Genomic DNA, 24,778 nt, shown 5'->3' with positions numbered 1-24,778 from the left:
GCCTCGTGGCCGCATTCCGACAACCCGGGCCCCGGAGGAATGGAGTCAGAGGGACATGTATCCAGAGGCATCCCCCACAGAGGCACCCCCCGCGGACAGGAACCTCGCCGAGGCCGTCACCACCTTCGTGGAACTGCGGCCCCGGCTCTTCGGTATCGCCTATCGCGTCCTGGGCAGCGCGACGGAAGCCGAGGACGTCGTGCAGGAGGCGTGGCTGCGCTGGCAGCGGACCGACCGTTCGGCGGTGGTCAGCCCCGCGGCGTTCCTGTCGAGCACCACGACGAGGCTGGCCATCAACGTGGCGCAGTCCGCCCGCGTGCGCCGCGAGACCTACATCGGGCCCTGGCTGCCCGAACCCATCGACACCAGCATCGACCCGGTGGCCGGCGCCGAACGCGCCGAGGCCCTGGAACTCGCCCTGCTCCTCGTCCTGCAGAAGCTGACACCCACCGAGCGGGCCGCGTACGTGCTGAGGGAGGCCTTCGAGTACGGCTACCCGGAGATCGCGGCCATCCTGCGCCTCACCCCGGTCAACGCCAGGAAGATCGTGAGCAGGGCGCGCAAACACCTCACCGACGACGAGCGGGACAGTGTCGACGTCCAGGAGCACCGCAGGCTGCTCGATGCTTTCGTCGCGGCCGCCCAGGAAGGGGACGTCGCCTCGCTGGAAGCGCTCCTGACGCCCGACGCGGTCAGTTTGTCCGACGGCAACGGGCTGCGCGGCGCGGCCCGCGTGCCCGTGGTTGGTCGTGCCCGGGTGGCGAACCTGTCGACCGCCTCGTCCCGTTTCTGGCCGACGGTCGAGATCGCACCCGTGCAGGCCAACGGGCGCGCCGGGGTCCTGCTGTACCGGGACGGCCAGCCCGCCACCTTCATGACCATCGCCGCCACACGGCGGGGGATCCACCGGGTTCTGTGGGTGTTCACCCCAGACAAGATCGCCGCCTTCCTCGGATCCCGCGCCGGCTGCGCGCCCCCGCCCGCGCGTCCTGGGGACGCCGTGGCACGTGAGCTCACCCGGGAAGGGAACGGTTCCAGCTACGCAGCTTGTCGGGGTTGAGAACCGCCCAGACCTGCAGGACCCGCGAGTGCGCGATGTCGAGGGTCAGCACCGCGGCGACCTGGTCGTCGCACCGGGCGACGAGGCCGGTGCGCCCGTTGACCGATCCGGTGCACAGGGTCACGCGCCGCTGTCCGGCCAGCAGGACCAGCAGGCTGCGGGCGACCTGCTCGTCGCCGCGGACGGGCCGGGTCAGCGCCCGGATCTTGCCGCCGCTGTCGAAGAAGGCCGTCGCGTCGGGGGCCAGCAGCGACCGCAGTCGGGGGCCGTCCTGATCGCTGCACGCCTGCCGCACGGCAACGGTGATCTCATGCTCGCGACGCGCCGACACGGACCGCACACGCCGCGCACCCACACTCAACCGGGCCCGCTCGACCGGTTCCACGTCCTCACCGCACAACGCCCGCAGGGCCTGGATCTCCCGCTCCTGCCCGCCGGGCCGGACCGGCGCCGGTCGCGTCAGACACGCCTCGTCCACGACCTGGGTGAGCCAGACGCGGGGGGACGGCATCCGGACCCGCTCCGGATCGGTGAGGCGGTACCACCGCCGGTAGGCCTCGTCGACGACGCGTTCGGCCGCGACGCGGCTGCCGAGCGCGCGGCAGGCGACGTCCAGCAGGTGCCGCCGTTCGTCGAGCGACTCGGCGAGCGGTACCGCGCCAACGACATGATCCATGGAGCGACCCCCACGCCGACGAGAGTCCGGAGCCGCAGCCGCCGCGACGGCATGACTCAGACGTTACCCGCCCCCGTCCGTGCCCGGCTGGTCGGCCGGCCTGATCGAGACAGAAGCTGCGGCATGATTTCACAACACATCGATGATGTGCCACTTAGTGTCACTTCCCCGTCGGTGCAGAGACTCCCGACGGGTCCGCCATCCGCAGCCGGGCAGGGGGCGGATGGGGCAGGGTCGCGCGGTCACGGGCCCGCAGTCCGTCGAACGCGATCTCCAGGAAGCGTTCCCACGCCCGCGGTTCGCGGTCCAAGAGCGGCTGGGCCGTCTGGTGGATGCCGCCGAGGAGCAGCACGATGTCGGTTCCGGTGATGTCACCGCGGACGGCTCCTTGTTCTCTGGCCCGGGCGGTGAGGTCCTCGACCGTGTCGCAGAGCCGGTCGATCGCCTCGCGTACGTCCGCGTGCTGCAGCGAGGGCCGGCCGATGACGTCGCAGAACGCGCGGTCGGCGGCGAGCAGGCTGATTCCGTGTGCCATGAAGTCCTTCAGCGCATGGCCGGCGTCGTCGGCGCGCAGGAGCCGGTCCGCCGTCTCGAGCAGCCGGTCGAGCAGCTGTATCATGATCGCCGCGAGAAGGTCGTCCTTCGTCGGGAAGTGCCGGAACACCGTGCCCTTGGCGACGCCGGCCCGCTGCGCGATCGTGTGCATCGACACCTCCACCCCGCATTCGGCGAAGGCCTCAGTGGCCGCTCGCAGGAGCAGCCACCGATTGCGCACGCTGTCGGCCCTGGCCTGCACTGCCGCTGTTCTCCCAGTCATGACGCCTCCCACTACGTGTCACAACATTAACACCGAACATGACTCACAGGTCACTCTCAGTGTTACCCTGGCACAACATGACCCCTTGGTCACCTTCTCGGGCCGCCGTGTCCTGTCCTCGCACACGACATGGCCTGCCCGCCCCACCCCACCACCTCTTTCGGAGATGACATGACTTCCGTTCTCGACCCCAAGGTCGTCCTCGTCACCGGCGCCTCGTCCGGCATCGGCAGGGCGACCGCACTGGCGCTGTCCAAGGCGGGGGCCACCGTGGCCATCGGTGGCCGCAGGACCGACCGGCTCGAAGCACTGGCGCAGGAAGCGCCCGGGGAGATGCTCGTCCTGAACATGGACGTCAGCGACCCCGAGTCGGTACGCAAGGCCGTCGAGCGGACCGTCGAACGCTTCGGCACCCTCGACATCGTCGTGAACAACGCCGGCATCATGCTCACCGGCGCCGTCCTGGACGCGGACCCCGCGGAATGGACCCGCATGGTGGAGACCAACCTGCTGGGCTCCATGTACACGGTGCACGCCGCGCTGCCCCACCTGCTGCGCTCCCGCGGCGCGGTGGTCCAGATCTCCTCCACCTCGGGCCGTATCTCCTCGGCCGGCGCCGCGGTCTACTCCGCCACCAAGTTCGGCGTCAACGCCTTCGCCGAGGCGCTGCGCCAAGAGGTGACCGAGCAGGGGGTCCGTGTCGTCCTCGTGGAGCCGGGCTTCGTCTCGACCGAGTTGGCCGACCACATCACCGACCCCACCAGGCGTGCCGCGGTCAAGACCATGGCCGAGTCGATGCGGACCCTTCAGCCGGAGGACATCGCGGCCGCGGTGGTCTACGCCGTCACACAGCCCGACCACGTCGCGGTCAACGAGATCCTCGTACGCCCCACCGACCAGACCCGCTGATCACCCGCGGGGCGGCAACCGCCGCCCCGTACCCCCCGCTTGCAGCCGGGTACGGGCACGTCGGCCGTCACAGTCGGGCGCCCCGCACGGTCTGAGCTTCGGGAGGCACAGGTCGTGCCTCTGCCCGTACCAAGGCGAGAGGCAAGCATGAACACGCGCATCGTTACCGTGGCCGAAGGAAAACAGCTCGCGCGCTCCGTGGCGATCGGTTACACACCGCCTGACAGCCGACGAGCCGGAGCCCGTCGGCACCGACACCGGCCCCACGCCGGGCGAACTCCTCCTGGCCGCGCTCGGAGCGTGCACCTCCATGGCGGTGCGGGCCTACGCGCAGCGCCACGAATGGCCGCTGGACCGGGTGGACGTCGCGGTCCGCTTCGGCGCACAGGGGCAGGTGGTCAAGAACATCGGGCTGGTCGGGGAGTTGACCCCCGCGCAGCGGGACCAGCTCCTCGCGGTCGCGGGACGCTGTCCCGTCCATCGGCTGCTGACCAAGGACGTCACGATCATCACCGTGCCCACGCTGCTCGCGGAGCCCGCACCGCTGCCGTGACGCGTCAGGCCCACACAAGAACGCGGGGTGCGGGGTCCGGCTTCACAGCCGGACCCCGCACCCCGCGTTCGTCAGGCGCGGGCCCAAACGCTCAGGCGGTCGCCTGCGCCGCCTCGTTGATCAGACGGGCGACGTCACCGGGGCGCGAGACGCTGACCGCGTGGGAGGCGGAGACCTTCATGACGGTCGCCCCGGCACGCTCGGCCATGTAGCTCTGTACCTGCGGGGGGATGTTCCGGTCCCCGTCCGCCACCAGCACCCAGGAGGCAATGTCCCGCCACGCGGGCGCGGACGCACCCTCCGCCAGCGCGGCTTCGACCACCGGCCGCTGAGTCGCCGCCATGACGGCCGTGGTCTCCTCGGGGACGTCGGCGGCGAACTGCTCGTGGAACTTGGCCTGTTCGATGTACAGGTCCATGACCTGGCTGCCGTCGGGCAGCGTCACCGGCACGGGCCGGAGCGTGTCGCCGAGCGTGCTGCCGGGGAACTTGCCCGACAGGGTGACGGCGCTCTCGCCCTCCTCCGGCAGGAACGCCGCGACGAAGACGAGCGCCTTGACCTCGGGCAGCCCCTTGGCCGCGTTGCTGATGACGGACCCGCCGTAGGAATGGCCGACGAGGACGACGGGGCCCTCGACGGACTTCACGATCTGCCGGACGTACTCGGCGTCGCTGGTCAGTCCGCGCAGCGGGTTGGCGACGGCGATCACCGGATAGTCGTGCGCGAGCAGCTTGTCCACGACGCCGTTCCAACTGGAGGCGTCGGCGAACGCGCCGTGTACGAGGACGATGGTGGGCTTGTGTGCACTCATGAAGAATGGCCTTTCGACGTGCCGGGGAATGTGGTCGGGTGTGCGGTGTCAGTCGGTTCCGAGAGCCTTGCGCAGCACGTGGATGGCCTGTTCGACCGCGGCGGTCGACGCCTGGGTACTGCGGACCGTGTTCAGCATCATGAAGTCGTGCAGGGAGGCGTTGTAGCGGATGCTGTTCGTCGGCACACCGGCCTGGATGAGCTTCCGGGCGTAGGCCTCGCCCTCGTCGCGCAGCACGTCGTTCTCGTCGACGACGACGAGCGCCGGCGGCAGGTCCCGGAGGTCTTCCAGCGTCGCCCGCAACGGCGAGGCGGTGATCTGGGCGCGCTCGGCGGGGTCGGTGGTGTAGGCGTTCCAGAACCATTCCATGGCCTTGGCCGTCAGATGCGGGCCGTGTGCGAAGGTCCGGTAGCTGTCGGTGTCCTGGGCCGCGTCGGTGACGGGGTAGTACAGCGACTGGTGCACGAAGGCCACGTCGCCCCGCTGCTTGGCCATGTGGGTCAGGGCGGCGGCCATGTTGCCGCCGACCGAGTCACCGGCGACGGCCAGGCGCGAGACGTCGAGCCCTTCGCCGGCGCCCTCGGTGGTGATCCACCGGGCGGTCGCGTAGGCCTGCTCGATGGCGACCGGGTACCTGGCCTCCGGGGAGCGGTCGTACTCCACGAACACCAGGGCCGCCTTCACCCCGACGGTCAGCTCGCGCACGAACCGGTCGTGCGTGCCGGCGTTGCCGAGGATCCAGCCGCCGCCGTGCACGTAGAGGATGACGGGCAGGGGGCCGGTGCTGCCGACGGGCTTGAGGATACGCACCCGCACATCGCCGACCGACGCCGGAACGGTGACCCACTTCTCGTCCACGTCGGGCCTCTCGATGGGCTGCGCCTGCACGTCGTCGAGCAGCTTGCGCGCGCCCTCGACCCCGAGCTCGTACAGCAGCGGCGGCTTGGCGGTCGCGTCGGCGAAGTCCTGCGCGGCGGGCTCGAGAACGATGTCATTCATGGTGTGTTCCTTCTCTGGCGATTAAGGAGGACTTTTCACACCATGGGACCGGGCCCGGAGCAGATGTGTGACACCAAAGGCCCCGGGCCGTCGAACACGGCCCGGGCCCCGGCGCGGGGGCTAGGAACGGAGTGTGCCGGGCTTCGGCAGCGGCTCGCCGTCCACGAAGAGGTCGACGTGCTCGTTGTAGAAGGCCGTCAGGCCCGCGATGCGGTTGGCGTGGATGGTCGGGAAGTCGTACGCCCAGGCGATGTCCTCGTGGACGGCAGTGGGACCGTCAAACGACCAGTAGCCGCTCGTCGTTCCCTTGTACGGGCAGCGGGTCACCGTGTCGGTCCGCCGTAGTTGGGTCCAGTCGACGTGCGCGCGGTCGAGGTAGTAGCGCGTCGGCAGGCCAGTCTCGAAGAGTTTGACGCACGCCGGCGCCTCCGCCAGGACCACGCCCTCCAGCTCCACGCGGACGCTGCTGGAGGAACGCACGGCGTCCACACGCGAGTACGGGCTCCTGGGGTGGACGAAGACGGGCTCGTCCTCCTCGAACCAGTAGTCGATGGCCGGCCACTCGAAGCGCACCGTGCCCTGGAGCGGCGCCGGGGCGTCTTTCCCCCACACCCAGGCCGCACCGGGACGCGAGTCCCCGCCCACGGACAGAGTGTGCCGGTGCGCCGTGCCCGCACCGTGCTCCTCGGCGACCCCTTCGTCGTCGAGGACGCCGTCGACGAGGTCTCGCACCGGGATGCTGAACTGCGGATAGGCCTGCCACTCCCAGACGTACAGGGCGCGCCGCGTGTCGAAGACGGTGCGACCGCCGATCACGCCCCTGATACGGCGGGGCACCGGCTCCACGTGCCCGACGGGCACGAGGAAGCCGGGATGCAGAACACTTTCGGTTTCCAAGATCATCACCTAAGTCGGTCGGATGTTCCGCGTCCGTTCGGACCGGACACGGAGGGGGTGTGCGCCCGGGACGCCCGCGTCCTCGGGCCGTCACGGACCGCGGGGTCCGTCCGGCGCTGACGCGCACAGCGCTGAGCAGGGCTTATTTCGCTGTCACAGCAGGTGGCGGAGGCCGGTCTGTGCGGGGAGACAGTCCCCCGTGGAAAGGAGATCACGCCGTGCACACTCGTACCCATTATGACGCCAACACTCTTGACACTAACAAGACAACCCTCTCATGCACACTGTGCACACTGTCTCCCAGGGCCGGACCCGGCGGCGACCGGGCCCGGCAAGGCGCCCGGCCACGACACCCGGTACCCCAGCCGCGCCCGACCGGAACCGCGGCTCCCCTCCCCCACCGCTCCTTCGTCGGAGGATTCGCATGTCAGCCCTGCCCCTGCTCGCCCCGCTGCGACGCGTCACGACCGACGTGCTCGAAGTCGCCTATTACGAGACGGGCTCCCCCGACGGTGACACCGTCGTCCTTCTGCACGGTTTCCCCTACGACATCCACAGTTACGTGGATGTGGCCCCCCTGCTGGCGGAAGGCGGATTCCGCGTCATCGTCCCCCACCTGCGAGGGCACGGCCCCACCAGATTCCTGTCCGACTCTCTTCCCCGTTCCGGCCAGCAGGCGGCGCTGGGGGCCGACCTCACCGCGCTCCTGGACGCCCTCGGCATCGAGCGGGCCTACCTCGCCGGCTACGACTGGGGCGGTCGCGCGGCCACGGTCGCCGCGGCGCTGTGGCCCGAGCGCGTCCTCGGTCTGGTCTGCGTCAACGGCTACCTGATCCAGGACATCGGCGCCGCCATGAACCCCATCTCCCCCGAACTGGAGGCGGGTTTCTGGTATTTCTACTACTTCCTCACCGAGCGCGGCCGCACCGGACTGGCAGCTGATCCACGGGGCGTCGCCCGGGTCATCTGGAAACGCAACTCCCCCGTGTGGGCCTTCGGCGAAGCCGAACTGGAGCGGGCCGCCGAGGCCTTCACCAACCCGGACTACGTCGACGTCGTCATCCATTCCTACCGGCACCGGCTCGGCCTGGCACCGGGCGCGGACACGTACGCCGATCTGGAAGCCCGTCTCGCCGGCCTCCCTCCGATCACCGTCCCCACGGTCACGCTGGACGGCACCGCCGACGGCAACTTCCCCGCGACCGACGGGTCATCGACCGCTCACCACTTCACCGGCCCCCGCCTGCACCTTCAGGTCGCGGACGCCGGCCACAACCTGCCGCAGGAACGCCCCGAGGCATTCGCCGCGGCGGTACGGGACGTACGGGCCCTGCGACGGGGACATCCCCGCCACGACTGCCTCACCCGCTGACACCCGACCGCGTGGCACCGCGGCCCGGCGCCGCGCCGACGTCACATCGGACCGTGCCCACCGGTCACATCGAGTGCGGGCAGGCACGCGGCCGCCAGACCGCCTCAGGAAAGGAATCCACCATGTCGTACCCCTACCCGGAACAGAAGTACTTCGGAGACGACGGCGAGGTCAGCGCCGTGTTCCGGCCCGCCGACACCCCACCCGACCTCGGCGAGAGCGGGCCGGGCAAGGACGCCACCCACTATCTGGCCACCGGCGGCGAGTTCGGGCTGTACCGCGTCGAGATGAGGCCGCGGGCCGGCGGCCCGAAGACGCACTACCACAAGCGGATCTCGGAGTCGTTCTACATCCTGGACGGCACCGTGCGCATCTTCGACGGTGTGCGCTGGGTGGACGCCCGCAAGGGCGACTTCGTGCACGTGCCGCAAGGCGGGCTGCACGCCTTCCGTAACGACTCCGACGCACCGGCGGACATGCTCCTGCTGTTCACACCGGGCGCCCCGCGCGAGGAGTACTTCGAGCAGGTGTCGACGCTGGCGCACGCCTCGGAGGAAGAGCGCTCCGCGTTCTTCGACCGGCACGACTCCTACTTCGTGGAGTAGGCCCGCCCCTCCGGTGTCCCGCGGCGCCCGCGTCCTCCCCGCGGTCGTGGTCGCGGGACACCCGCCGCCGGGACGACCCAGGTTCAGGTACCGGGCAGCTTGTCACAACAACATCTTTCGCCCGGTCAACAAGGCAGGGCGCGCGGGCGCATCCGACCTCGCCGCCGACCTCTCAGCACGCCCGGTCTTCCCGCCCCCGCCAAGGAGACCGCTTGACTTCTTCCCCGCCTAAAGGCGGGGGATTCCAGCGGTCGCCCGCTGGGGTTCCTGCTTCACCGACGACTGCCCCGTCCGGGAGGACTCCCGTTGAGGTCTTACACCGTCTCCATAGGCAGACGCCGCCAGCCCGGCGGCCAGGACCGCATGACTCCCGTGATCGGCGACGCACAGACGCCGTTCTTCGGTGCCCTGATCGAGGAGCGGACCCTCCTGCCCGGACCGGACGCCCATCTGGGCCGTCACACGATGGCCCAGTGGCTCAAAGACCGCTGATCCACCCGCGCCACACCGTCCGACGGCCCGCGGCATCCACCACCGCTCTCCCGTCTCCCCCGCCCATGCCTTGAGGAAGGCCGCCCATGAGTGACCCGTCCCGGCCCACCGCCTCCCCGTCGAGCAGTGAGCTCGACCAGCTTCCCGACCGCGACCGCGAGGAGACCGCCGAATGGCAGGCCTCCCTCGACGCCGTCATACGCAACGCCGGACCCGATCGAGCGGTGTACCTGATCCGTCGCGTGCACGAGTACGCGGCCCGCGCCGGCCTGTCCGTGCCGGGGCTGCTCACCACGGACTACGTCAACACCGTCCCGGCGGCCGCGCAGCCGGGGTTCGACGGCGACATCGCCATGGAAACCAGGATCACCGCCCTGAACCGGTGGAACGCCGCGGCCATGGTGACCCGCGGCTCCCGGCTCGGCCTGGGCGGACACATCTCCACCTACGCCTCGGCGGCCTGGCTGTACGAGATCGGCTTCAACCACTTCTTCCGCGGCAAGGAACAGGACGGCTCGGGTGACCAGTTGTTCCTCCAGGGGCACGCCTCGCCGGGCATCTACGCCCGGGTGTTCCTCGAAGGCCGACTGAGCGAGCAGCAGTTGGACGGTTTCCGACGCGAGGCCGGCGGTCACGGCCTCCCGTCCTACCCGCACCCCAGGCGCCTGCCGTGGCTGTGGGAGTTCCCGACCGTGTCCATGGGCCTGGGCCCTCTTGGCGCCGTGTACCAGGCACGCTTCAACCGCTATCTGCAGGCCCGCGGCATCAAGGACACCTCCGCCTCCCGCGTGTGGGCGTTTCTCGGTGACGGGGAGACGGACGAGCCGGAGGCGACGGCCGCCCTGACGCTGGCCTCCCGTGAGGGCCTGGACAACCTCACCTTCGTGATCAACTGCAACCTGCAGCGCCTCGACGGACCCGTGCGGTCCAACTCCAAGATCGTGCAGGAACTGGAGGCCCGGTTCCGCGGGGCGGGCTGGAACGTCGTCAAGACCCTGTGGGGCGAAGCCTGGGACCCGCTGCTGGCCCAGGACACGACCGGCGACCTGGTGCGCAGCCTGGGCGAGGAGCCCGACGCCCAGATGCAGACCTTCGCCGCGCGGGACGCCGCCTACATCCGCAAGAACTTCTTCGTCGGCGACGCCCTGTCCACCCTCTCGGCCACCCTGAGCGACGCCCAGGTGGTGGAGCTCTTCGAGAACTCCCGCGGAGGGCACGAACCATTGAAGGTGTACGCCGCCTACCGCGCCGCCGTCGAACACCGGGGAGCACCGACGGTGATCCTCGCCCAGACGGTCAAGGGGCACACCCTCGGGTCGGCGTTCGAGTCCCGCAACGCCAACCACCAGATGAAGAAGCTGACCATGGCGCAGTTCCACGAGCTGCGCGACGTGCTGGACCTGCCCATCCCCGACAGCGCCCTCGCCGGTGACGTCGTCCCCTTCTGGCACCCGGGGGAGAACTCGCCCGAGGTGCGGTATCTGCGTGAGCGGCGCGCCGCACTGGGGGGTCCCGCCCCCGCGCGCCGTGTGATCCCCAAGCCGCTGCCGGAGCCCGCCGCGCAGCCGTTCGAGGCGCTACTCAAGGGCTTCGGCCACCAGGAGGTCGCCACCACCATGGCGTTGGTCCGCCTGGTGAAGGACCTGATGCGGGACAGCCGCACCGGCGCCCGCTGGGTGCCGATCATCCCCGACGAGGCCCGTACCTTCGGCATGGAGTCGATGTTCCCCACGGCAGGCATCTACTCGCCGCAGGGCCAGACCTACGACCCCGTCGACGCCGACCAGCTGCTGCACTACCGGGAGAGCGAGACCGGGCAGCTCCTCATCGAGGGCATCACCGAAGCCGGTTCCATGGCCGAATTCACCGCCGCCGCGACCTCGTACGCCACCCACGGCGAGCCGATGATCCCGTTCTACATCTTCTACGCCATGTTCGGCTTCCAGCGCACCGGCGACCAGTTCTGGGCCCTCGCCGACCAGATGGGCCGCGGGTTCGTCGTCGGCGGCACCGCAGGACGCACCACCATGACCGGCGAAGGTCTCCAGCATGGCGACGGCCACTCGCACCTCCTGGCCGCCACCAACCCGGCGGCCGTCAGCTACGACCCGGCCTTCGCCTTCGAGATCGCGGTCATCGTCCGCGACGGCCTGCGCCGGATGTTCGGAAAGCGACCCGAGAACGTCTTCTACTACCTCACGGTTTACAACGAGCCGAAGCCCCAGCCGCCCATTCCTGCGTGGCCCGGCATCGAGGAGGGCATCGTCCGCGGCCTGTACCCGTTCCGACCCGGCGACCCCGCCGTGTCCGGCCCTCGGCTGCAGCTCCTGGCCTCCGGCACCGCCGTGCACTGGGCACTGCGTGCGCAGGAACTGCTCGCCGCCGACTGGAACGTGCGCGCCGACGTGTGGTCGGTGACGTCCTGGACGGAGCTGCGCCGGGACGCGATGGACGCCGACACCGCCCGCACGCGCGGCGAGACGCGTGTGCCCTTCGTGACCGGGGCGCTCGCCGGTGCGCCGGGTCCGGTCCTGGCCGTCAGCGACTGGATGCGCCAGGTCCCCGACCAGATCGGCCAGTGGATCGAGCAGGGCTACTACTCACTGGGCACGGACGGATTCGGCCTGTCCGACACGCGCGAGGACGCACGGCGCTACTTCCGCGTGGACGCCGAATCGATCACCGTGACGGCCCTGGACCGGCTGGCACGGGCCGGACAAGTGGACCCCGACACCGTCGACCGCGCCCGCAAGCACTACGGCCTGGACACCTGAAGGAGCCACACCGCCATGACCATTTCCGTGACCCTTCCCGCGCTCGGCGAGTCCGTCACCGAGGGCACCGTGACCCGCTGGCTGAAACAGCCCGGCGAGCACGTGCAGGAGGACGAACCGCTGCTGGAGGTGTCCACCGACAAGGTGGACACCGAGATTCCCGCTCCCGCCACGGGAGTCCTGCTGACCATTGTCGTCGGCGAGGACGAGACGGTCGAGGTGGGCGCCGAGCTCGCCGTCATCGGCCCGCCCGACACCGAACCGTCGGCGGCGACCGCGGTCACCGCCGACCCGGCCGCGCTGGTGACCGCACCGCAGCCCGCCCCCTCATCGGCGCCGGTCGCGCAGCCGCCCGCCGCGGCGCCGATGCCGCACCCCGAACCCGCCGCCGCCCCGGCCCCGGTGCCGCCACCCGCACCCGCCCCGATGCCGGCACCGGCACCCGCGGCCGCTCCGGCTCCGCGCCCCATACCAGCAGCGGCTCCGCCGACGGCTGCCCGTCGCGGGCACACCGCCGCCGTCCCCCGGCTGCGCAAGGCCGTCGGCGACAGTCTCAAGCAGGCGCTGCTGGAGCAGGCGCAGCTGACCTCCACCGTCGAGGCCGACGCCACCGGCCTGCTGCGGCTGTGGCGGGCGACAGCGGACGGCTACATGGCCCGCGAGGGCTTCGCCCTGACACCGTTGCCCTTCTTCGTCCTGGCCGCCGCCCAGGCCCTCAAGGCACATCCCGTCATCAACGCCAGGATCGACACGGGCGGCGCGACCATCACGTACTACGACACCGAGAACGTCGGCATCACGGTCGACACCGACCAGGGGCCGGTGACTCCGGTGGTGCGGGCGCGGGCGATCTGACCGTCAGCGGCATCGCCCGTGCCGTCCACGGCCTCACCGACCACGCCCACGCCGGCCGACTCACGCCCGCGGACGTGGCCGGAGCCACCTTCACGGTCTCCGACACCGGAACACGCGGCGCCCTCTTCGACACCCTCATCGTCCCGCCGCACCAGGCGGCCATCCTGGGCGTGGGAGCCGCGGTCAGACGGCCCGCGGTCGTACAAGACGGCGACGAGGAGTACATCGGTGTCCGCGAACTGGTCCACCTCTCGCTTTCCTACGACCACCGGCTGGTGGACGGCGCGGACGCCGCCCGCTATCTGACCACCGTGAAGAAGATCGTCGAGGCTGCGGCGTTCGAGGACATACGCTGACGCGACGGCGGTGGCCACGGATACGCCGGACACGACCGCCGACGGTCCGGCAACACACACCGGCCGACCCCGGCCGCGGCTCCATCACGGTCCGACACGACGCCACTGCCCTGCCACTCACCCACGAGGTGACCAGCGCAGATGAGTTGTGTGGCCGAAGACCACATCTATACGCTCGCAGCCGGGGGTGTTCATGAAAGGCAAGAATCCGGGCTTCCTGCACGGGCGGCAGAGCGAGCGAGCGGTGCTGGACCGGCAGCTGGCCAAGGTGCGCGACGGCCACAGCGCGGTGCTCGTGCTGCGCGGTGAGGCCGGTATCGGCAAGTCCGCCCTGCTGGAGTACGTGGCCGAGACCGCCGAGGGCTGCACCGTGGTGCGCGCGGCGGGGGTCGAGGCGGAGATGGAGCTGGCTTTCGGGGGTCTGCACCAGCTGTGCGCGCCCTTCCTGGATCGCCTCAGGCACCTCCCCGATCCGCAGCGGACGGCCCTGGAGACCGCCTTCGGGCTCAGCGCGGGCACTCCCCCGGACCGGTTCCTCGTGGGGCTGGCGGTCCTCAGCCTGCTCGCCGACGTCGCTGAGGTGACGCCACTCATCTGCCTCGTCGACGACGTGCAGTGGCTCGACCGCGTCACCGCCCAGATCGTCGGGTTCGTCGCCCGGCGTCTGATGGCGGAGCGCGTAGGCCTGATCTTCGCCGTCCGCGAGGCGGACGGGGAACGCGCCCTGCAAGGGCTGCCCGAGCTCACCCTTGGGGGTCTGAGCGAGCCCGATGCCCGCGCCCTGCTGACCTCGGTGCTTCCCGGCCGGTTCGACGAACCGGTCCGCAGCAGGATTCTCGCCGAGGCGCGCGGCAATCCGCTGGCCCTGCTGGAACTGCCCCACAGCACCACCGCGGCCGAACTCGCGGGCGGCTACGCCTCACCGCCGATGGGGCCACTCATCGGCAGGCTCGAGCACAACTTCAGCCTGCGCGTCGAGGAACTGCCCCCGCAGGCACGGCGGCTGCTGTTGCTCGCAGCGGCCGAGCCCGTCGGCGATGTCTCACTGCTCCGCCGCGCCGCCGACATCCTCGGCGTGTCCATGAGCGAGGCCACCCCCGCTGTGTCCGCGAACCTGCTGGAAGTACGCACACGGGTCCAGTTCCGGCACCCGTTGGTGCGCTCGGCCGTTTACCGCGCGGCGGGACCGGCCGAGCGCCGGGAGGCGCACCGGGCACTGGCCGAGGCCACGGATGCGCGGTCCGACCCCGACCGCCGCGCCTGGCACTTGGCCCGCGCCGCTGCGGAGCCCGACGAGGCCGTGGCGGACGAACTGGCCCGATCGGCCGACCGCGCGCAGGCGCGTGGCGGCATCGCCGCATCGGCGGCCTTCCTGGAACGAGCGGCCGAGCTGACGCCCGATCCCTCCCGCCGCCGCAGCAGGGCGCTGGCGGCGGCCCGGGCCAAGTACCTGGCCGGAGCGTTCGACGCCGCGCTCGAGCTGTTGAACGTGGCCGAAATGGGCGCGCTCGACGATCTGCAACACGCCCAAGCCAGCCTGCTGCGCGGGCAGATCACCTTCGGATCCCGCAGTGCCGGTGCCACCGTGCCGCTGCTGCTCACGGCGGCCCGGGAGTTCGAGCCGCTCGACGCCGGCATCGCGCGCGAAACCTACCGGGACACGTTCTACGCGGCCCTCACCGCGGGCCGCTTGTCCAGCGGCCCCGGCCTCGAGGAGGTCGCCCGGGCCGCACGCACCGCGCCCCCGACGGCTCACCCCGGACCCACTGACCTCTTCCTCGACGGCCTGGCCCTGGCCACCACGGACGGCTACGCGACGGGCGCCCCGATACTGCGCCGCGCACTGAACACGCTGCGGTTGGGCGGCTTCACAGTGGAACAGTCACTGGGCTGGCTCCCGTTCGCCTGCCGCATGGCCCACAACGTGTGGGACTTCGACAGCTGGAGCACCCTGTCGGCCAAGCTCGTCCGTCTGGCACGGGAGACGGGAACGCTGTCCGTGCTCCCCTCGGCGCTCCTGCTGCGGCTGGCGAACCGGGTCTTCGCCGGTGATCTGGACGACGCGGACTCGCTCGCCGCGGAAGCGGTGACAATCGGCGAGGCTACCGGCAGCCACTTCCTCGCACACTACGGGGCGTTGGTGATCGAACCCTGGCGTGGCCGCGAGACCGAGACGCTGCGGGCAATCGAGACGATCACCAGCAACCGGACCCTCAGCGGCGAGGGAAAGGCACTCACCGCTCCCCAGTGGGCGCTGGCCGTGCTGTACAACGGCCTCGGGCGTTACGAGGAAGCCTGCGACGCCGCCGCCAAGGGCTGCGAGTACCCGCAGGAGCTGGGGCTCGCCCTCTCCTCCCTGGTCGAGCTGGTGGAGGCGGCGACCCGCAGCGGGCAGCGGGACCTCGCCGTCGAGGCCGCCGACCGCCTCGCGACCATCTGCCAGGCCAGTGGCACGGCCTGGGCGACGGGCACCTCCGCGGCGGCGCGTGCCCTGATCAGTGAGGGGGACACGGCCGACGCCCTGTACCGGGAGGCGATCGCCCGCCTTGAGAGCACCCCGGTGCGGACAGCGCTCGCACGCACCCGGCTGCTGTACGGCGAGTGGCTAAGCCGCGAGAACCGCCGCGCCGAGGCCCGGGATCAACTGGCCCGCGCCCACGAGATCCTCGACCAGGCGGGCGCAGAGGCCTTCGCCGAGCGCGCCCGCCAGAAGCTGGAAGCCGCCGGGGAGACAGTGCGCAGGCGCGCCACCGGCACCCATGCGGCGCTCACGCCCCAGGAAGCCCAGATCGCCCGGCTGGCCGGCGAAGGGCTCACCAACCTCGAGATCGGCACGCAGCTGTTCCTCAGCCCGCACACCATCGAGTGGCATCTGCGGAAGGTGTTCACAAAGCTCGGGATCCGATCCCGCAAACAGCTGGGCGCCGTGCTGCCGGGCGGGGCGGCGAATCCCGCCTGACCCCCCGGGGGCGGCGCAGTCGGCCAGGCGATCCGCGTGCCGCGCCGCGCCCCGCCGGAGCACGCGCGGGCCGCACAGACGGCCTCCCCGCCACGCGGTGCGCCCACGGAACTCCTCGGACCACGGCCCGTAGCTCCGGGCTGTCCATGGCCGGTCCTAACGAGGTCCAGTCCCGTCGAGGTCCGGACCCGGCCAGGAGCCCGAGGCGTGCGGGACCAGGGAGTGACGGGCCCCAGGGGCGTGCGGGACCAGGGAGTGGGAGGCCCTGGCCACGTGGCGGCCACGGTACGACCACGGGGTGCCCCACGGTCTATCAGGGGCGCGGCAGTGCCCTTGTCGGCGCGAAGTTGGTGTCGGTGGCGAAGCAAGCCGCCGACCCCCAGCTACCAGAGGAGCCGATCGTGGACACATCTGTGATCGCAACCCGGCAGAGTCCGCAGTCGGTGATGGTGACCATCACTGCCGCGCCCGTGGAACTCAACGACGCGGTCTTCGTGTTCAGTCGCGTCCGGCCAGGACTGCTCAAGATCGCCAACCGGATCCTCCGCGATCCCGGCGAAGCCGAGGACATCATCCAGGAGGCGTGGCTGCGCTGGCAGGGCACGGACCGCACCGTCGTCGCCGACCCCGGTGCGCTGCTCCGCACGACGACGGTCCGGCTCGCCATCAACGTGCTGCAGTCGGCACGCAGACGGCGCGAATCCAGCGCCACCCCCTGGCTGCCGGAGTCCACGGACGCCGGGATGACACCGGAGGCCCTGGCCGAACGCCAGGACTCGGTGGAGCATGCCGTCCTGCTGCTTCTGCAGACCCTGACCCCCAACCAGCGCGCGGCGTACGTGCTGCGCGAGGCGTTCGGCTATTCCTACGACCAGATCGGCGACCTGCTCCGCCTGTCCGTGGCGAACGCACGCCAGCAGGTCTTCCGCGCGCAGGACAGACTGAACAACCGGCGGCACCGGCAGCACGTGGACGCAGCCACCCATCGGCGGCTCGTTCAGGCGATCTTCGTCGCCGCCCGCACCGGAGACCTCGACCACCTGGAGCACGTGCTGACCGGCCAGGACGCACCGTACTCCGGCGAGGAGACGGCCGCACGCGACGGCGCGCCCTCCTATCGGGCCACCGCATGACCGGCACGTCGCACGAGGACGTGGTGTGCGAGGTGCGCACCGGCCCTGCCGACGATCGCACGCAGTCCAGCGCGACCGACCGGTGGGACGCCCTCGACCGCCTCCACCGTCGCGTCCAGGGGACGGTGGAGCGGCGGCTGCGCGAGGAGACCGGGTTCGGGTTGAGTGAAGTACAGGCCCTGCGTTACGTGGGAAGAAGCTCCGCCGCGGACGCCGGCGCCGAACCCATGCGGCTCGGGGATGTGGCCAACGGGCTCGGCCTGAGCCAGTCCGCCACGAGCAGGTTGATGGCACGCCTGCGCCGACAGGGCCTGATCACCTCGAGCGTCGTCGACCACGACCGGCGCGGCGTGCAGGTGCTGCTGACCCCGGCGGGGCACGCCGCGCTGCGCCGTACCGCATCCCGCTACGAACAGGTCGTCCGGGGCGCGGTCCGCAATCTCGGCTCCCAGGAGGCGGATCCCCTCCTGTGGCATTTCCTCATCGGCGAGAGCGCCGCCCGCACGGTCAACCGTTGAGGAAGTCGCGCACGGCCGCCGTGAACTTCTCGGGACGCTCGATGTGCCCGAGATGGCCGGTCTCCTGCAGGATCACCAGCCGGGCGTCGGGCAGGAGCTGGTGCATCATGCGCGCACAGCGCGGCCCGCAGATGAAGTCGTCCCCGCCGACCAGGACCAGCGTCGGGACGGGGAGCCGGGGCAGTTCCTCGCGGACGTCGAACGGGGGCTCCACCCCCCAGGCCGGTGCCGCGAACATCCGCAGGGATGCCCGCCCCGCGGCGAACTCCTCCTCGCGGCCCCAGTAGTCGTGGAAGTAGGCCGCGAGATGGTGCGCAGCACCCTCGTCGCGCCCTCGTCGTCGGACCGGTCGAGTCGCGTGGTGAGACCCGCGACGTAGGTGGTCACTTCCGGCCGCTCGTCGGCGTGCCGCTGGACGAAGCTCTGCATGTTGGCCACGGCGGCCGCCCAGAACTCCTCTCCCGTCACCGGTGAGGTGTCGTACAGGATGAGGGACGCCAGGTACTCGGGGTGGTCGAGGGCGTAGCGCTGCGCGACGAAGCCGCCGTGCGAGTGGCCCAGTAGGGCCACCTCGGCGAGGCCCGGGTGCTCGATCACCGCGTGCAGGAAGTGGGTGTAGGTGGCGAGGGTGTAGTCGCGTGGGTCGGCCAGCCGGCCGGACTCGCCCGTGCCGACCGGCTCGAGGTAGACGACGGTCATGCTGCGCTCCGGCTCGGGCATGCGCAGGTACTCCCAGCCGATGCCCGGCCCTCCGGAGTGGGCGACGCACACCGGGCCGGTTCCGGCGACGTGGTAGCGCTGGTCGACGGCGGCCGCGCCGTGCTGGACGACGAGGGTGTGGGTGCCCGGGGAGAGGGGGTCTCGGGGATCGATGGCTGGGCTGGGTAGGGGCCTCGGGCCCTGTGTGGCGTTCACAACTCACAGATGGTGCGACGGCCCGGAGCCCCGCTCAAGACATTGTGTCTGTTGTCACACTGTATTTCACACCGTTTCTCTCCGCCGTGGAATGTCACAGGAACTCCCTTCGGACGGTCACATACATGAGAGGCATCCGCGACGAGTAGGGAGGCGCTGCCATGAGTTGGCGCGAGAAAGCGGCCTGCCGGGATGTAGACCCCGACCTGTTCTTCCCCATCGGCACCGCGGGTCTGACACTGGTCCAGATCGACGAGGCGAAGGCCGTGTGCGCCCGGTGCCCCGTGCGGGAGCGGTGTCTGCAGTGGGCGCTGGACGTCGGTCAGGTCGAGGGCATCTGGGGCGGCACGACGGAGAGCGAGCGCCGCGCGACGCGACGACGCTCGGCACGTAAGGACCTTGAGCGGATCGGCGCGAAGGAATCCTGACCCGGACAACCCCGGCATGATCCTGTCTTACGGTCATGTCACACCTTCACCACTTTCTCGGTCCCTTCTGATGAGGGCAACGAAACCCGGTGCGGCAGCTCGTCGCCATGCACGTTTCGTTGCGCAGACCCGGCCGCAAGGCGCTCCCGGTGATGTGTTGATGGTGGTAATGACATGAGCGACGCAATCGAACCGGTCACTACGACGGGCAGCCGCAGCGGTGACAAAATCGCCGACTGGGCGAGAACACGGATGGGCATCGGGCCTACCACCACGACCGGCACTCGCAGGGCCCGTCCGGAGCACTGGTCGTTCCTGCTGGGCGAGATCTGCCTCTACAGCTTCCTCGTCCTGCTCGTCACCGGCGTATATCTGACGTTCTACTTCCACCCGTCGTCGAACGAGGTCGTCTACGACGGCAGTTACGCTCCGCTGCGCGGCCAGATCGTGTCCGAGGCGTTCGACTCGACGATGCACATCTCCTTCGACGTACGCGGCGGCCTGCTCATCCGCCAGGCCCACCACTGGGCAGCACTGATCTTCGTCGCCTCCCTGCTGGCCCACCTGATGCGCGTGTTCTTCACCGGCGCCTTCCGCAAGCCTCGCGAGCTGACCTGGGTGGCCGGTTTCGCCCTGCTCATCCTCGGCATGCTCGGTGGCCAGACCGGCTACGACCTCCCCGGCGACCTCCTGTCGGGAACCGGGCTCGCCGTGGTGAACGGGACACTTCTGTCGGTACCGATCGTCGGTACCTACCTGTCGATGTTCCTGTTCGGCGGCGAGTTCCCCGGGCACGACCTGGTGCCCCGCTTCCACGTGATCCACGTCCTGGTCATTCCGGCGCTGATGCTGGCGCTCGTCGCCTTCCACGCCTTCCTCGGGCACCGGCACCGACACACCCAGTACCCGGGACCAGGCCGTACGGAGCAAAACGTGGTCGGCCTGCCGATGCAGGTGTACGTGGTCAAGGCGGCCGGCTATTTCAGCATGGTCGCCGGGGTCATCTTCACCATCGCCGCGATCGCACAGATCAACCCCGTCTGGGAGTTCGGCCCCTATCGCGCCGATCAGGTCTCCGCGGGATCCCAGCCCGACTGGTACATGGGCATCGCAGACGGGCTGCTGCGTGTCATGCCCGGGTGGGAGGTGAACTTCTGGGGCCACACCCTGGCCCTGGACAATCTGATCCCTCTCCTCGCCGGCTTCGGCTTCCTCCTCGTCATGGGCGCCTACCCGTTCATCGAAGCCTGGGTCACCGACGACGACCGCGAACACCACCTGCTGGAACGGCCACGCAACCGGCCCGTACGCACGGCGTTCGGCGTGGCATGGCTCGGCGTCTACCTGGTGGCACTGCTCGGAGCCGCGAACGACATCATCGCCGTTACCTTCCACCTGTCGGTCAACACGGTCACCTGGACGGTGCGCATCGCCCTGTTCGTCGTACCGGTCGTCCTCTTCCGCGTGACCAAGCGCATCGCCCTGGGTCTGCAAGGCCGCGATCGCGAGAAGGTCCTGCACGGCCGCGAGACAGGTGTCATCAAGCGCCTGCCGCACGGCGAGTACGTAGAGGTGCACCAGCCCCTCGACCCCTACCAGCTCCATGCCCTCACGGCGCACGAGCAGTACCGGCCCCTCGACCCGGGACAACGCGACGCAGACGGCGACGCGAGCGGCAAGGCGCGACGGCTGCGCGCGCGACTCAGCCGCGGCTTCTACGGCGAGGGGACACAGATCCTCAAGCCCACCGTCCAGGAGTACCGGGAGATCACCGGCAAACATCACTCCACCAGCAAAAAGGACTAAAGAAACAAAGTGTCACACCTGCGATACGCACACGGTCCTTGAAGGTGACAGCACACCGTTTCCCGCCTCCTGGCCACCGCCTCCGTCGCCACCGCCCTCATCGCCACGGCAGTCGCCCCCGCCCACGCGGACAGAACCACTCCGCACCGGACAGCGAGACGAAGCCCACGGTGGTACTCGTGCACGGCGCGTTCGCCGATTCCACCAGCTGGAACGGCGTCATCAAGAGGCTGCGGCACGAGGGCTACCCCGTCGTCGCCGCGGCCAACCCGCTGCGCGGGCTGGACAACGACGCCTCCTACCTCAAGGAGGTCCTGGCCGGCATCGACGGCCCGGTGGTCCTGGCCGGACACTCCTACGGCGGATCGGTGATCAGCGACGCCGCCCACGACGCCGCCAACGTCAAGGCCCTGGTGTTCGTCGCCGCCTTCCTCCCCGAAAAGGGGGAGAGTGCGGTCGAGTTGTCGGGCAAGTTCCCCGGCAGCACCCTCGGCGACGCTCTGCGCTCCGTGCCGGTAACCCTGCCGGACGGCTCCCGCGATGCGGACCTGACGATCGAACCGAGCAAGTTCCATCAGCAGTTCGCCGCTGCCGTCCCCGGCAACACCACGGACCTCATGGCCGTCACGCAGCGCCCGATCACCAATGCCGCGCTGGCGGACGACGCCTCCGAGCCCGGTTGGAAGGACATCCCGTCCTGGGCCGTGGTCGCCACCCAGGACCGCAACATCCCGGCGCAGACCCAGATCTTCATGGCACAGCGCGCACACGCCCACATCACGCGGGTACGGGCCTCGCACGCCGTGAGTGTCTCCCACCCCGCCGACGTCGCCGGGGTGATCGAGACAGCCGCTCGGACCGTGCGCTGACCCATCGGTGCCGCGGGTCAGGGGGCGCAGGCACGCTCCGCCCCCTGACCCCCTGCACACATGGTGGCCCCCTGGAGTTCGCCGTCGGTCCAGGGGGCCACCATGTGTGCAGGGGGGTCAGCCGCGATCTTCCGGAGCGACGTAGTCGAAGGTCGGGCCCGCGGTCAGGCCCTCGCCGTCGGACATCGACATCAGGCTCTGTGCCTGCCCCTTGAGCGCGTACATCGTGCCCACCGACACCCCGAGCATCGCGGGATTGCCGTTGAACGCCTGCTCCAGGAGCTGCAGCAGCTTGCCGTACGCGATGTTGAACGCCTGCTGCGCCGTGCGGATCGCGCTGCCCTCCGGATGGTCCTCCAGCCGCGGGTCGGGCCGCATCGGTCGCACCCCGGCGCGGTCGACGGTGATCGTCTCCCCGGTGGGCCCCGTCTCCGGTGTGTCCCCCGGCTGGTAGCGCCGGCCCTGTGCGAGCTCCTGGAAGCGGTAGTAGTGCGAGACCGCCTTGGTCTGCGGGTGGAACATGTCCATGTCCCCGTCCCACACGTCGACGCGTGCCGCGCCCTCGCCCTGCTCCACGATCTCCTCCAGGGCGGAGAGCGCCGAGGCGAGATCGGTGACCGGGCTCAGCCGCCCGCCGGTGTGCCCGAAGGGCCCTGCGGCCACCTGGCGGGCGGGATCACCGGTGAAGACCTTTTCCTCGCCGAGCTCGGCGCACAGGTGTCGCAGGCCCTTCTCGATCGCGTCGTAGAACTGACCGATCGTCATGTAGGCGTCGCCCTCGGCCGGGTCGCCCGGGTGGGCGGGTTGTTCGAGGCGGAGGAACATGGTGAGCGCCTCCTGACCGAACGGCAGCAGGGACAGCTGCATGGAGGGGTCGGCGTGCGGCATGGGCCGCGGATGCGGCGACAGTATCCGCGGGGTGTCGACGCGGGGTTGCCCGCCGACCGCGTTCAGGAGGTTCGCCACCAGGGCGAGGTGGATCATCTCCTCGACGAACACGCTGCTGACCACTTCGACGACGTGGGCGTTCCGCTCGGGGTCGAGGGAGTAGAGGGCTGTGAGGTAGGGCGGCAGCGTGGCGTGCTCCAGCTCGATGGCCCACTGCAGGTGCTCGCGCAGGTCCTCCATCGTCGTGATCGAGCGAAACCGGGCCTGGCCGGTGGGGTCTTGAGGATTCATGGGGGGTCTCACCTGGGTTTCGTGCGTACGGTTCGGCCGCGGCTGCGGACCGGCCTGTGGTCACCGGCATCGCTGCCGGCGGAGACCGCGCGGGGCGGTCGGTGTTGTGGCACGGGGCTGGTCATGCGGCTTCCGCGCGGGAGAGGCGGACGGCGGAGATGTCGAAGCTGAGCCTGACCTTGTCGCTGATGAGGACGCCGCCGGTCTCGACGGGCGTGTTCCAGCCGAGCCCCCAGTCGGAGCGGCGCACCAGAGCGGTGCCGGAGAAGCCGACACGGTGGTCTCCGCTCTCGTCCTGCGTGGCCCCCTCGAAGGCGAGGTGGATGTGGAGAGGGAGTTCGACGTCCTTGATCCTGAGGTGGCCCGTCAGGCGGAACTGACCGTCTCCGCGGTCAGCAAGGCCCGCGGAACGAAAGAGCATCAGCGGATAGGTGGCGGCGTCGAAGAAGTCCGGGCCCGTGAGATGGGTGTCCCGGTCAGGGCTGCTGGTGTCGATGCTGCCGGTCTGGACGCTCAAGTAAGCCTCGGAGCGGCTGGGTTGATACCCGTCCAGCTTCACCAGCCCCTCGAACGCGCCAAACCGTCCGAGCACGTTCGCGATCATGGCGTGCCGGACGGAGAAGCCGATGGTGCTGCGTGCCGGGTCGATGGTGTAGACACCTGTCAGCGCTGTGTACGGGACGACGGTCGACATATGTGGGTCCTTGCGGTCGCTGGTCACGACGATCAGTCGTTGCGAGCCGTCGCCGTGTGCCTGCCGATGGTGGAACGGACCGCAGCCCGAGGAGGCCCGGGCAAGGTCCGCAGAAGGACAGACAGGTGAGGGCCCGCGCGTGTGACACCGGGACCGCCGCCGGGGCGGCGTTCTGCATGTCACAGCGTGTCGACGCGTGAACGCGCCGTCACGCGCGTCGTACGATCAGCACCGCGGGATCGCCCGCGTCGGGTACCGGGGTGAAGCCGTGCTCGGCCAGCTCCGCGACGATGTCGTCCCGGGAAGCCGGCCACATCCAGAAGGTCTCCGTGTGCTCGCGCAGGACACCGGTCACGTCCCGCACCCAGTAGTCGAAACGTGTCCGGATGCGGCCCGCGTCGGCCGACAGCACCATGTGCCCGCCGTACTCGTGCCGCCCGAGTGTCTGGGCGGGCAGCGGGTGGACGGTGCGCACCCGCGGAAGGCGTGCGGGGGGAAGCTGCAGCAGGAAGACGCCGCCGGGACAGAGCGCTTCGGCGACGGCGGGGTAGAGGCGGCGGCGCGAGGACGGATCCAGGCACGCGAGGGTGTTGTGGCAGACGGCGACATCCGCGACACCGCGCAGACCGGTCTCAGGGAGGGTGCAGGGGTGGACGGTGACCCGTTCGCGCACGTCGGCGGGCAAGGATGCGAGCCGGGTCATCAGGGCGGCGCGCATGGACCGCGCGGGCTCGACGGCGTGCACGCCGACGTCGGACCCGGCGAGGCCCAGCAGGATGACACGGCCGGTGCCCGCGCCGATGTCCAGCACACCGACCCGCGCGTTGCCCACCGCTTCTCCGTACAGTTCCCGCACGCGCGCGGCATCGGCCTCGCCTTGCAGCACGTCGTAGAACTCGGCACTGACGGCGTAAGCCTCTGCGGAGGGCGCGCTCGCCGGACGGGCGGGCGAACGGGACGAAAGCGAGTACATGACCCAATTGACAGGTCCGGCGCCTCATCTGTGACGGGATGTGTGCCCCGGCGCGGGATCTCCCCCTGCTCGCTCCCCTCCCCCGGACTGAGCGGCTAACACCCGTAACACTGTGTGCCACTATGTTG

The 24,778-nt window shown here is 70.3% G+C and carries 23 protein-coding genes and 2 pseudogenes; 14 read left to right on the top strand and 11 right to left on the bottom strand.

What is annotated here, in order from left to right:
• The first annotated feature begins 55 nt into the window (after window positions 1–55).
• Window positions 56–1,060: an RNA polymerase sigma-70 factor gene (locus QF037_RS48535; RefSeq protein ID WP_307036706.1), complete on the top strand. Its 1,005-nt coding sequence runs from the start codon at window positions 56–58 to the stop codon at window positions 1,058–1,060.
• Here QF037_RS48535 and QF037_RS48530 read toward each other — a convergent pair.
• Both QF037_RS48530 and QF037_RS48525 read right to left on the bottom strand, forming a co-directional pair.
• Window positions 1,014–1,736 carry an RNA polymerase subunit sigma gene (locus QF037_RS48530; RefSeq protein ID WP_307036704.1) on the bottom strand — a complete coding sequence of 241 codons (723 nt, stop codon included), beginning with the start codon at window positions 1,734–1,736 and terminating at the stop codon, window positions 1,014–1,016. The two genes, QF037_RS48535 and QF037_RS48530, sit on opposite strands and share 47 nt — an antisense overlap.
• A gap of 160 nt (window positions 1,737–1,896) precedes the next feature.
• Window positions 1,897–2,553 carry a TetR/AcrR family transcriptional regulator gene (locus QF037_RS48525; RefSeq protein WP_307036702.1) on the bottom strand — a complete coding sequence of 219 codons (657 nt, stop codon included), beginning with the start codon at window positions 2,551–2,553 and terminating at the stop codon, window positions 1,897–1,899.
• Between the two features lie 171 nt (window positions 2,554–2,724).
• On the opposite strand from QF037_RS48525, the gene QF037_RS48520 reads away from it, so the two are divergent.
• Together QF037_RS48520 and QF037_RS48515 are read left to right on the top strand one after the other, a co-directional pair.
• Window positions 2,725–3,462, top strand: a complete 738-nt coding sequence (locus tag QF037_RS48520) for an SDR family NAD(P)-dependent oxidoreductase (RefSeq protein ID WP_307036699.1) — start codon at window positions 2,725–2,727, stop codon at window positions 3,460–3,462.
• A 220-nt stretch (window positions 3,463–3,682) separates the two neighbouring features.
• The gene (locus tag QF037_RS48515) at window positions 3,683–4,015 is read left to right on the top strand and encodes an OsmC family protein (protein ID WP_307037791.1); all 333 of its coding nucleotides are present in this window, start codon (window positions 3,683–3,685) and stop codon (window positions 4,013–4,015) included.
• A 91-nt stretch (window positions 4,016–4,106) separates the two neighbouring features.
• On the opposite strand, the gene QF037_RS48510 is transcribed toward QF037_RS48515, so the two are convergent.
• The 3 genes from QF037_RS48510 to QF037_RS48500 form a co-directional block, all read right to left on the bottom strand.
• Window positions 4,107–4,826: an alpha/beta fold hydrolase gene (locus QF037_RS48510; protein WP_307036697.1), complete on the bottom strand. Its 720-nt coding sequence runs from the start codon at window positions 4,824–4,826 to the stop codon at window positions 4,107–4,109.
• Between the two features lie 48 nt (window positions 4,827–4,874).
• Window positions 4,875–5,825, bottom strand: coding sequence for an alpha/beta hydrolase (locus QF037_RS48505; protein WP_307036695.1), 951 nt, complete (start codon window positions 5,823–5,825; stop codon window positions 4,875–4,877).
• Window positions 5,826–5,945: 120 nt separating this feature from the next.
• On the bottom strand, window positions 5,946–6,722 hold the full coding sequence (locus QF037_RS48500) for a DUF427 domain-containing protein (protein ID WP_307036693.1): 777 nt from the start codon (window positions 6,720–6,722) through the stop codon (window positions 5,946–5,948).
• A 424-nt stretch (window positions 6,723–7,146) separates the two neighbouring features.
• Between QF037_RS48500 and QF037_RS48495 the strand changes: the two genes are divergently transcribed.
• Together QF037_RS48495 and QF037_RS48490 are read left to right on the top strand one after the other, a co-directional pair.
• Complete coding sequence (locus QF037_RS48495; protein ID WP_307036691.1) at window positions 7,147–8,094, top strand: alpha/beta fold hydrolase; 948 nt, start codon at window positions 7,147–7,149, stop codon at window positions 8,092–8,094.
• A gap of 122 nt (window positions 8,095–8,216) precedes the next feature.
• Entirely contained in the window at window positions 8,217–8,699 is a 483-nt protein-coding gene (locus QF037_RS48490) for a cupin domain-containing protein (protein ID WP_307036689.1), read from the top strand.
• A 228-nt stretch (window positions 8,700–8,927) separates the two neighbouring features.
• On the opposite strand, the pseudogene QF037_RS48485 reads toward QF037_RS48490, so the two are convergent.
• A pseudogene (locus QF037_RS48485) lies at window positions 8,928–9,059 on the bottom strand (RNA-guided endonuclease TnpB family protein); the annotation flags it as partial.
• Between QF037_RS48485 and QF037_RS48480 the strand changes: the two are divergent.
• The 6 genes and pseudogenes from QF037_RS48480 to QF037_RS48455 all read left to right on the top strand — a co-directional run bounded on the left by QF037_RS48480 (window position 9,006) and on the right by QF037_RS48455 (window position 17,786).
• Complete coding sequence (locus QF037_RS48480; RefSeq protein WP_307037853.1) at window positions 9,006–9,191, top strand: hypothetical protein; 186 nt, start codon at window positions 9,006–9,008, stop codon at window positions 9,189–9,191. The pseudogene QF037_RS48485 and the gene QF037_RS48480 overlap by 54 nt on opposite strands.
• Before the next feature lie 86 nt (window positions 9,192–9,277).
• Complete coding sequence (gene aceE, locus QF037_RS48475; protein ID WP_307036688.1) at window positions 9,278–11,965, top strand: pyruvate dehydrogenase (acetyl-transferring), homodimeric type; 2,688 nt, start codon at window positions 9,278–9,280, stop codon at window positions 11,963–11,965.
• A 27-nt stretch (window positions 11,966–11,992) separates the two neighbouring features.
• Window positions 11,993–13,176, top strand: a pseudogene (locus QF037_RS48470) (2-oxo acid dehydrogenase subunit E2); the annotation flags it as partial.
• Window positions 13,177–13,369: 193 nt separating this feature from the next.
• Window positions 13,370–16,135 carry an ATP-binding protein gene (locus tag QF037_RS48465; RefSeq protein WP_307036686.1) on the top strand — a complete coding sequence of 922 codons (2,766 nt, stop codon included), beginning with the start codon at window positions 13,370–13,372 and terminating at the stop codon, window positions 16,133–16,135.
• 401 nt (window positions 16,136–16,536) lie between these two features.
• A complete protein-coding gene (locus QF037_RS48460; protein WP_307036684.1) occupies window positions 16,537–17,268 on the top strand; it encodes a sigma-70 family RNA polymerase sigma factor in 732 nt (243 codons plus the stop codon).
• Window positions 17,265–17,786: a MarR family winged helix-turn-helix transcriptional regulator gene (locus tag QF037_RS48455; protein ID WP_307036682.1), complete on the top strand. Its 522-nt coding sequence runs from the start codon at window positions 17,265–17,267 to the stop codon at window positions 17,784–17,786. Before QF037_RS48460 ends, QF037_RS48455 begins: the two co-directional genes overlap by 4 nt.
• Here the strand turns inward: QF037_RS48455 and QF037_RS48450 are convergent.
• Together QF037_RS48450 and QF037_RS48445 are read right to left on the bottom strand one after the other, a co-directional pair.
• Window positions 17,776–18,000, bottom strand: coding sequence for an alpha/beta fold hydrolase (locus tag QF037_RS48450; protein WP_307036680.1), 225 nt, complete (start codon window positions 17,998–18,000; stop codon window positions 17,776–17,778). The genes QF037_RS48455 and QF037_RS48450 overlap by 11 nt on opposite strands.
• Window positions 17,892–18,701 carry an alpha/beta fold hydrolase gene (locus tag QF037_RS48445; RefSeq protein ID WP_307036677.1) on the bottom strand — a complete coding sequence of 270 codons (810 nt, stop codon included), beginning with the start codon at window positions 18,699–18,701 and terminating at the stop codon, window positions 17,892–17,894. Before QF037_RS48445 ends, QF037_RS48450 begins: the two co-directional genes overlap by 109 nt.
• 161 nt (window positions 18,702–18,862) lie before the next feature.
• Here QF037_RS48445 and QF037_RS48440 point away from each other — a divergent pair, with 161 nt between their 5' ends.
• The 3 genes from QF037_RS48440 to QF037_RS48430 all read left to right on the top strand — a co-directional run bounded on the left by QF037_RS48440 (window position 18,863) and on the right by QF037_RS48430 (window position 21,804).
• Window positions 18,863–19,129, top strand: a complete 267-nt coding sequence (locus tag QF037_RS48440) for a WhiB family transcriptional regulator (protein WP_307036675.1) — start codon at window positions 18,863–18,865, stop codon at window positions 19,127–19,129.
• 174 nt (window positions 19,130–19,303) lie between these two features.
• A complete protein-coding gene (gene qcrB, locus QF037_RS48435) occupies window positions 19,304–20,935 on the top strand; it encodes a cytochrome bc1 complex cytochrome b subunit (RefSeq protein WP_307036673.1) in 1,632 nt (543 codons plus the stop codon).
• 179 nt (window positions 20,936–21,114) lie between these two features.
• On the top strand, window positions 21,115–21,804 hold the full coding sequence (locus QF037_RS48430) for an alpha/beta fold hydrolase (RefSeq protein WP_307036671.1): 690 nt from the start codon (window positions 21,115–21,117) through the stop codon (window positions 21,802–21,804).
• 117 nt (window positions 21,805–21,921) lie between these two features.
• Here QF037_RS48430 and QF037_RS48425 read toward each other — a convergent pair whose 3' ends face one another.
• From QF037_RS48425 to QF037_RS48415, 3 genes are all read right to left on the bottom strand, one after another.
• The gene (locus QF037_RS48425; protein ID WP_307036669.1) at window positions 21,922–22,983 is read right to left on the bottom strand and encodes a ferritin-like domain-containing protein; all 1,062 of its coding nucleotides are present in this window, start codon (window positions 22,981–22,983) and stop codon (window positions 21,922–21,924) included.
• A gap of 121 nt (window positions 22,984–23,104) precedes the next feature.
• Window positions 23,105–23,677, bottom strand: coding sequence for a YceI family protein (locus tag QF037_RS48420; protein WP_307036667.1), 573 nt, complete (start codon window positions 23,675–23,677; stop codon window positions 23,105–23,107).
• A 208-nt stretch (window positions 23,678–23,885) separates the two neighbouring features.
• On the bottom strand, window positions 23,886–24,650 hold the full coding sequence (locus QF037_RS48415; protein WP_307036665.1) for a class I SAM-dependent methyltransferase: 765 nt from the start codon (window positions 24,648–24,650) through the stop codon (window positions 23,886–23,888).
• Window positions 24,651–24,778 lie beyond the last annotated feature (128 nt).

This window comes from Streptomyces canus, from assembly GCF_030815415.1.
In the GTDB taxonomy this organism is placed as follows: Bacteria; Actinomycetota; Actinomycetes; order Streptomycetales; family Streptomycetaceae; genus Streptomyces; species Streptomyces canus_F.
This window is presented reverse-complemented; position numbering and strand designations above follow the sequence as displayed.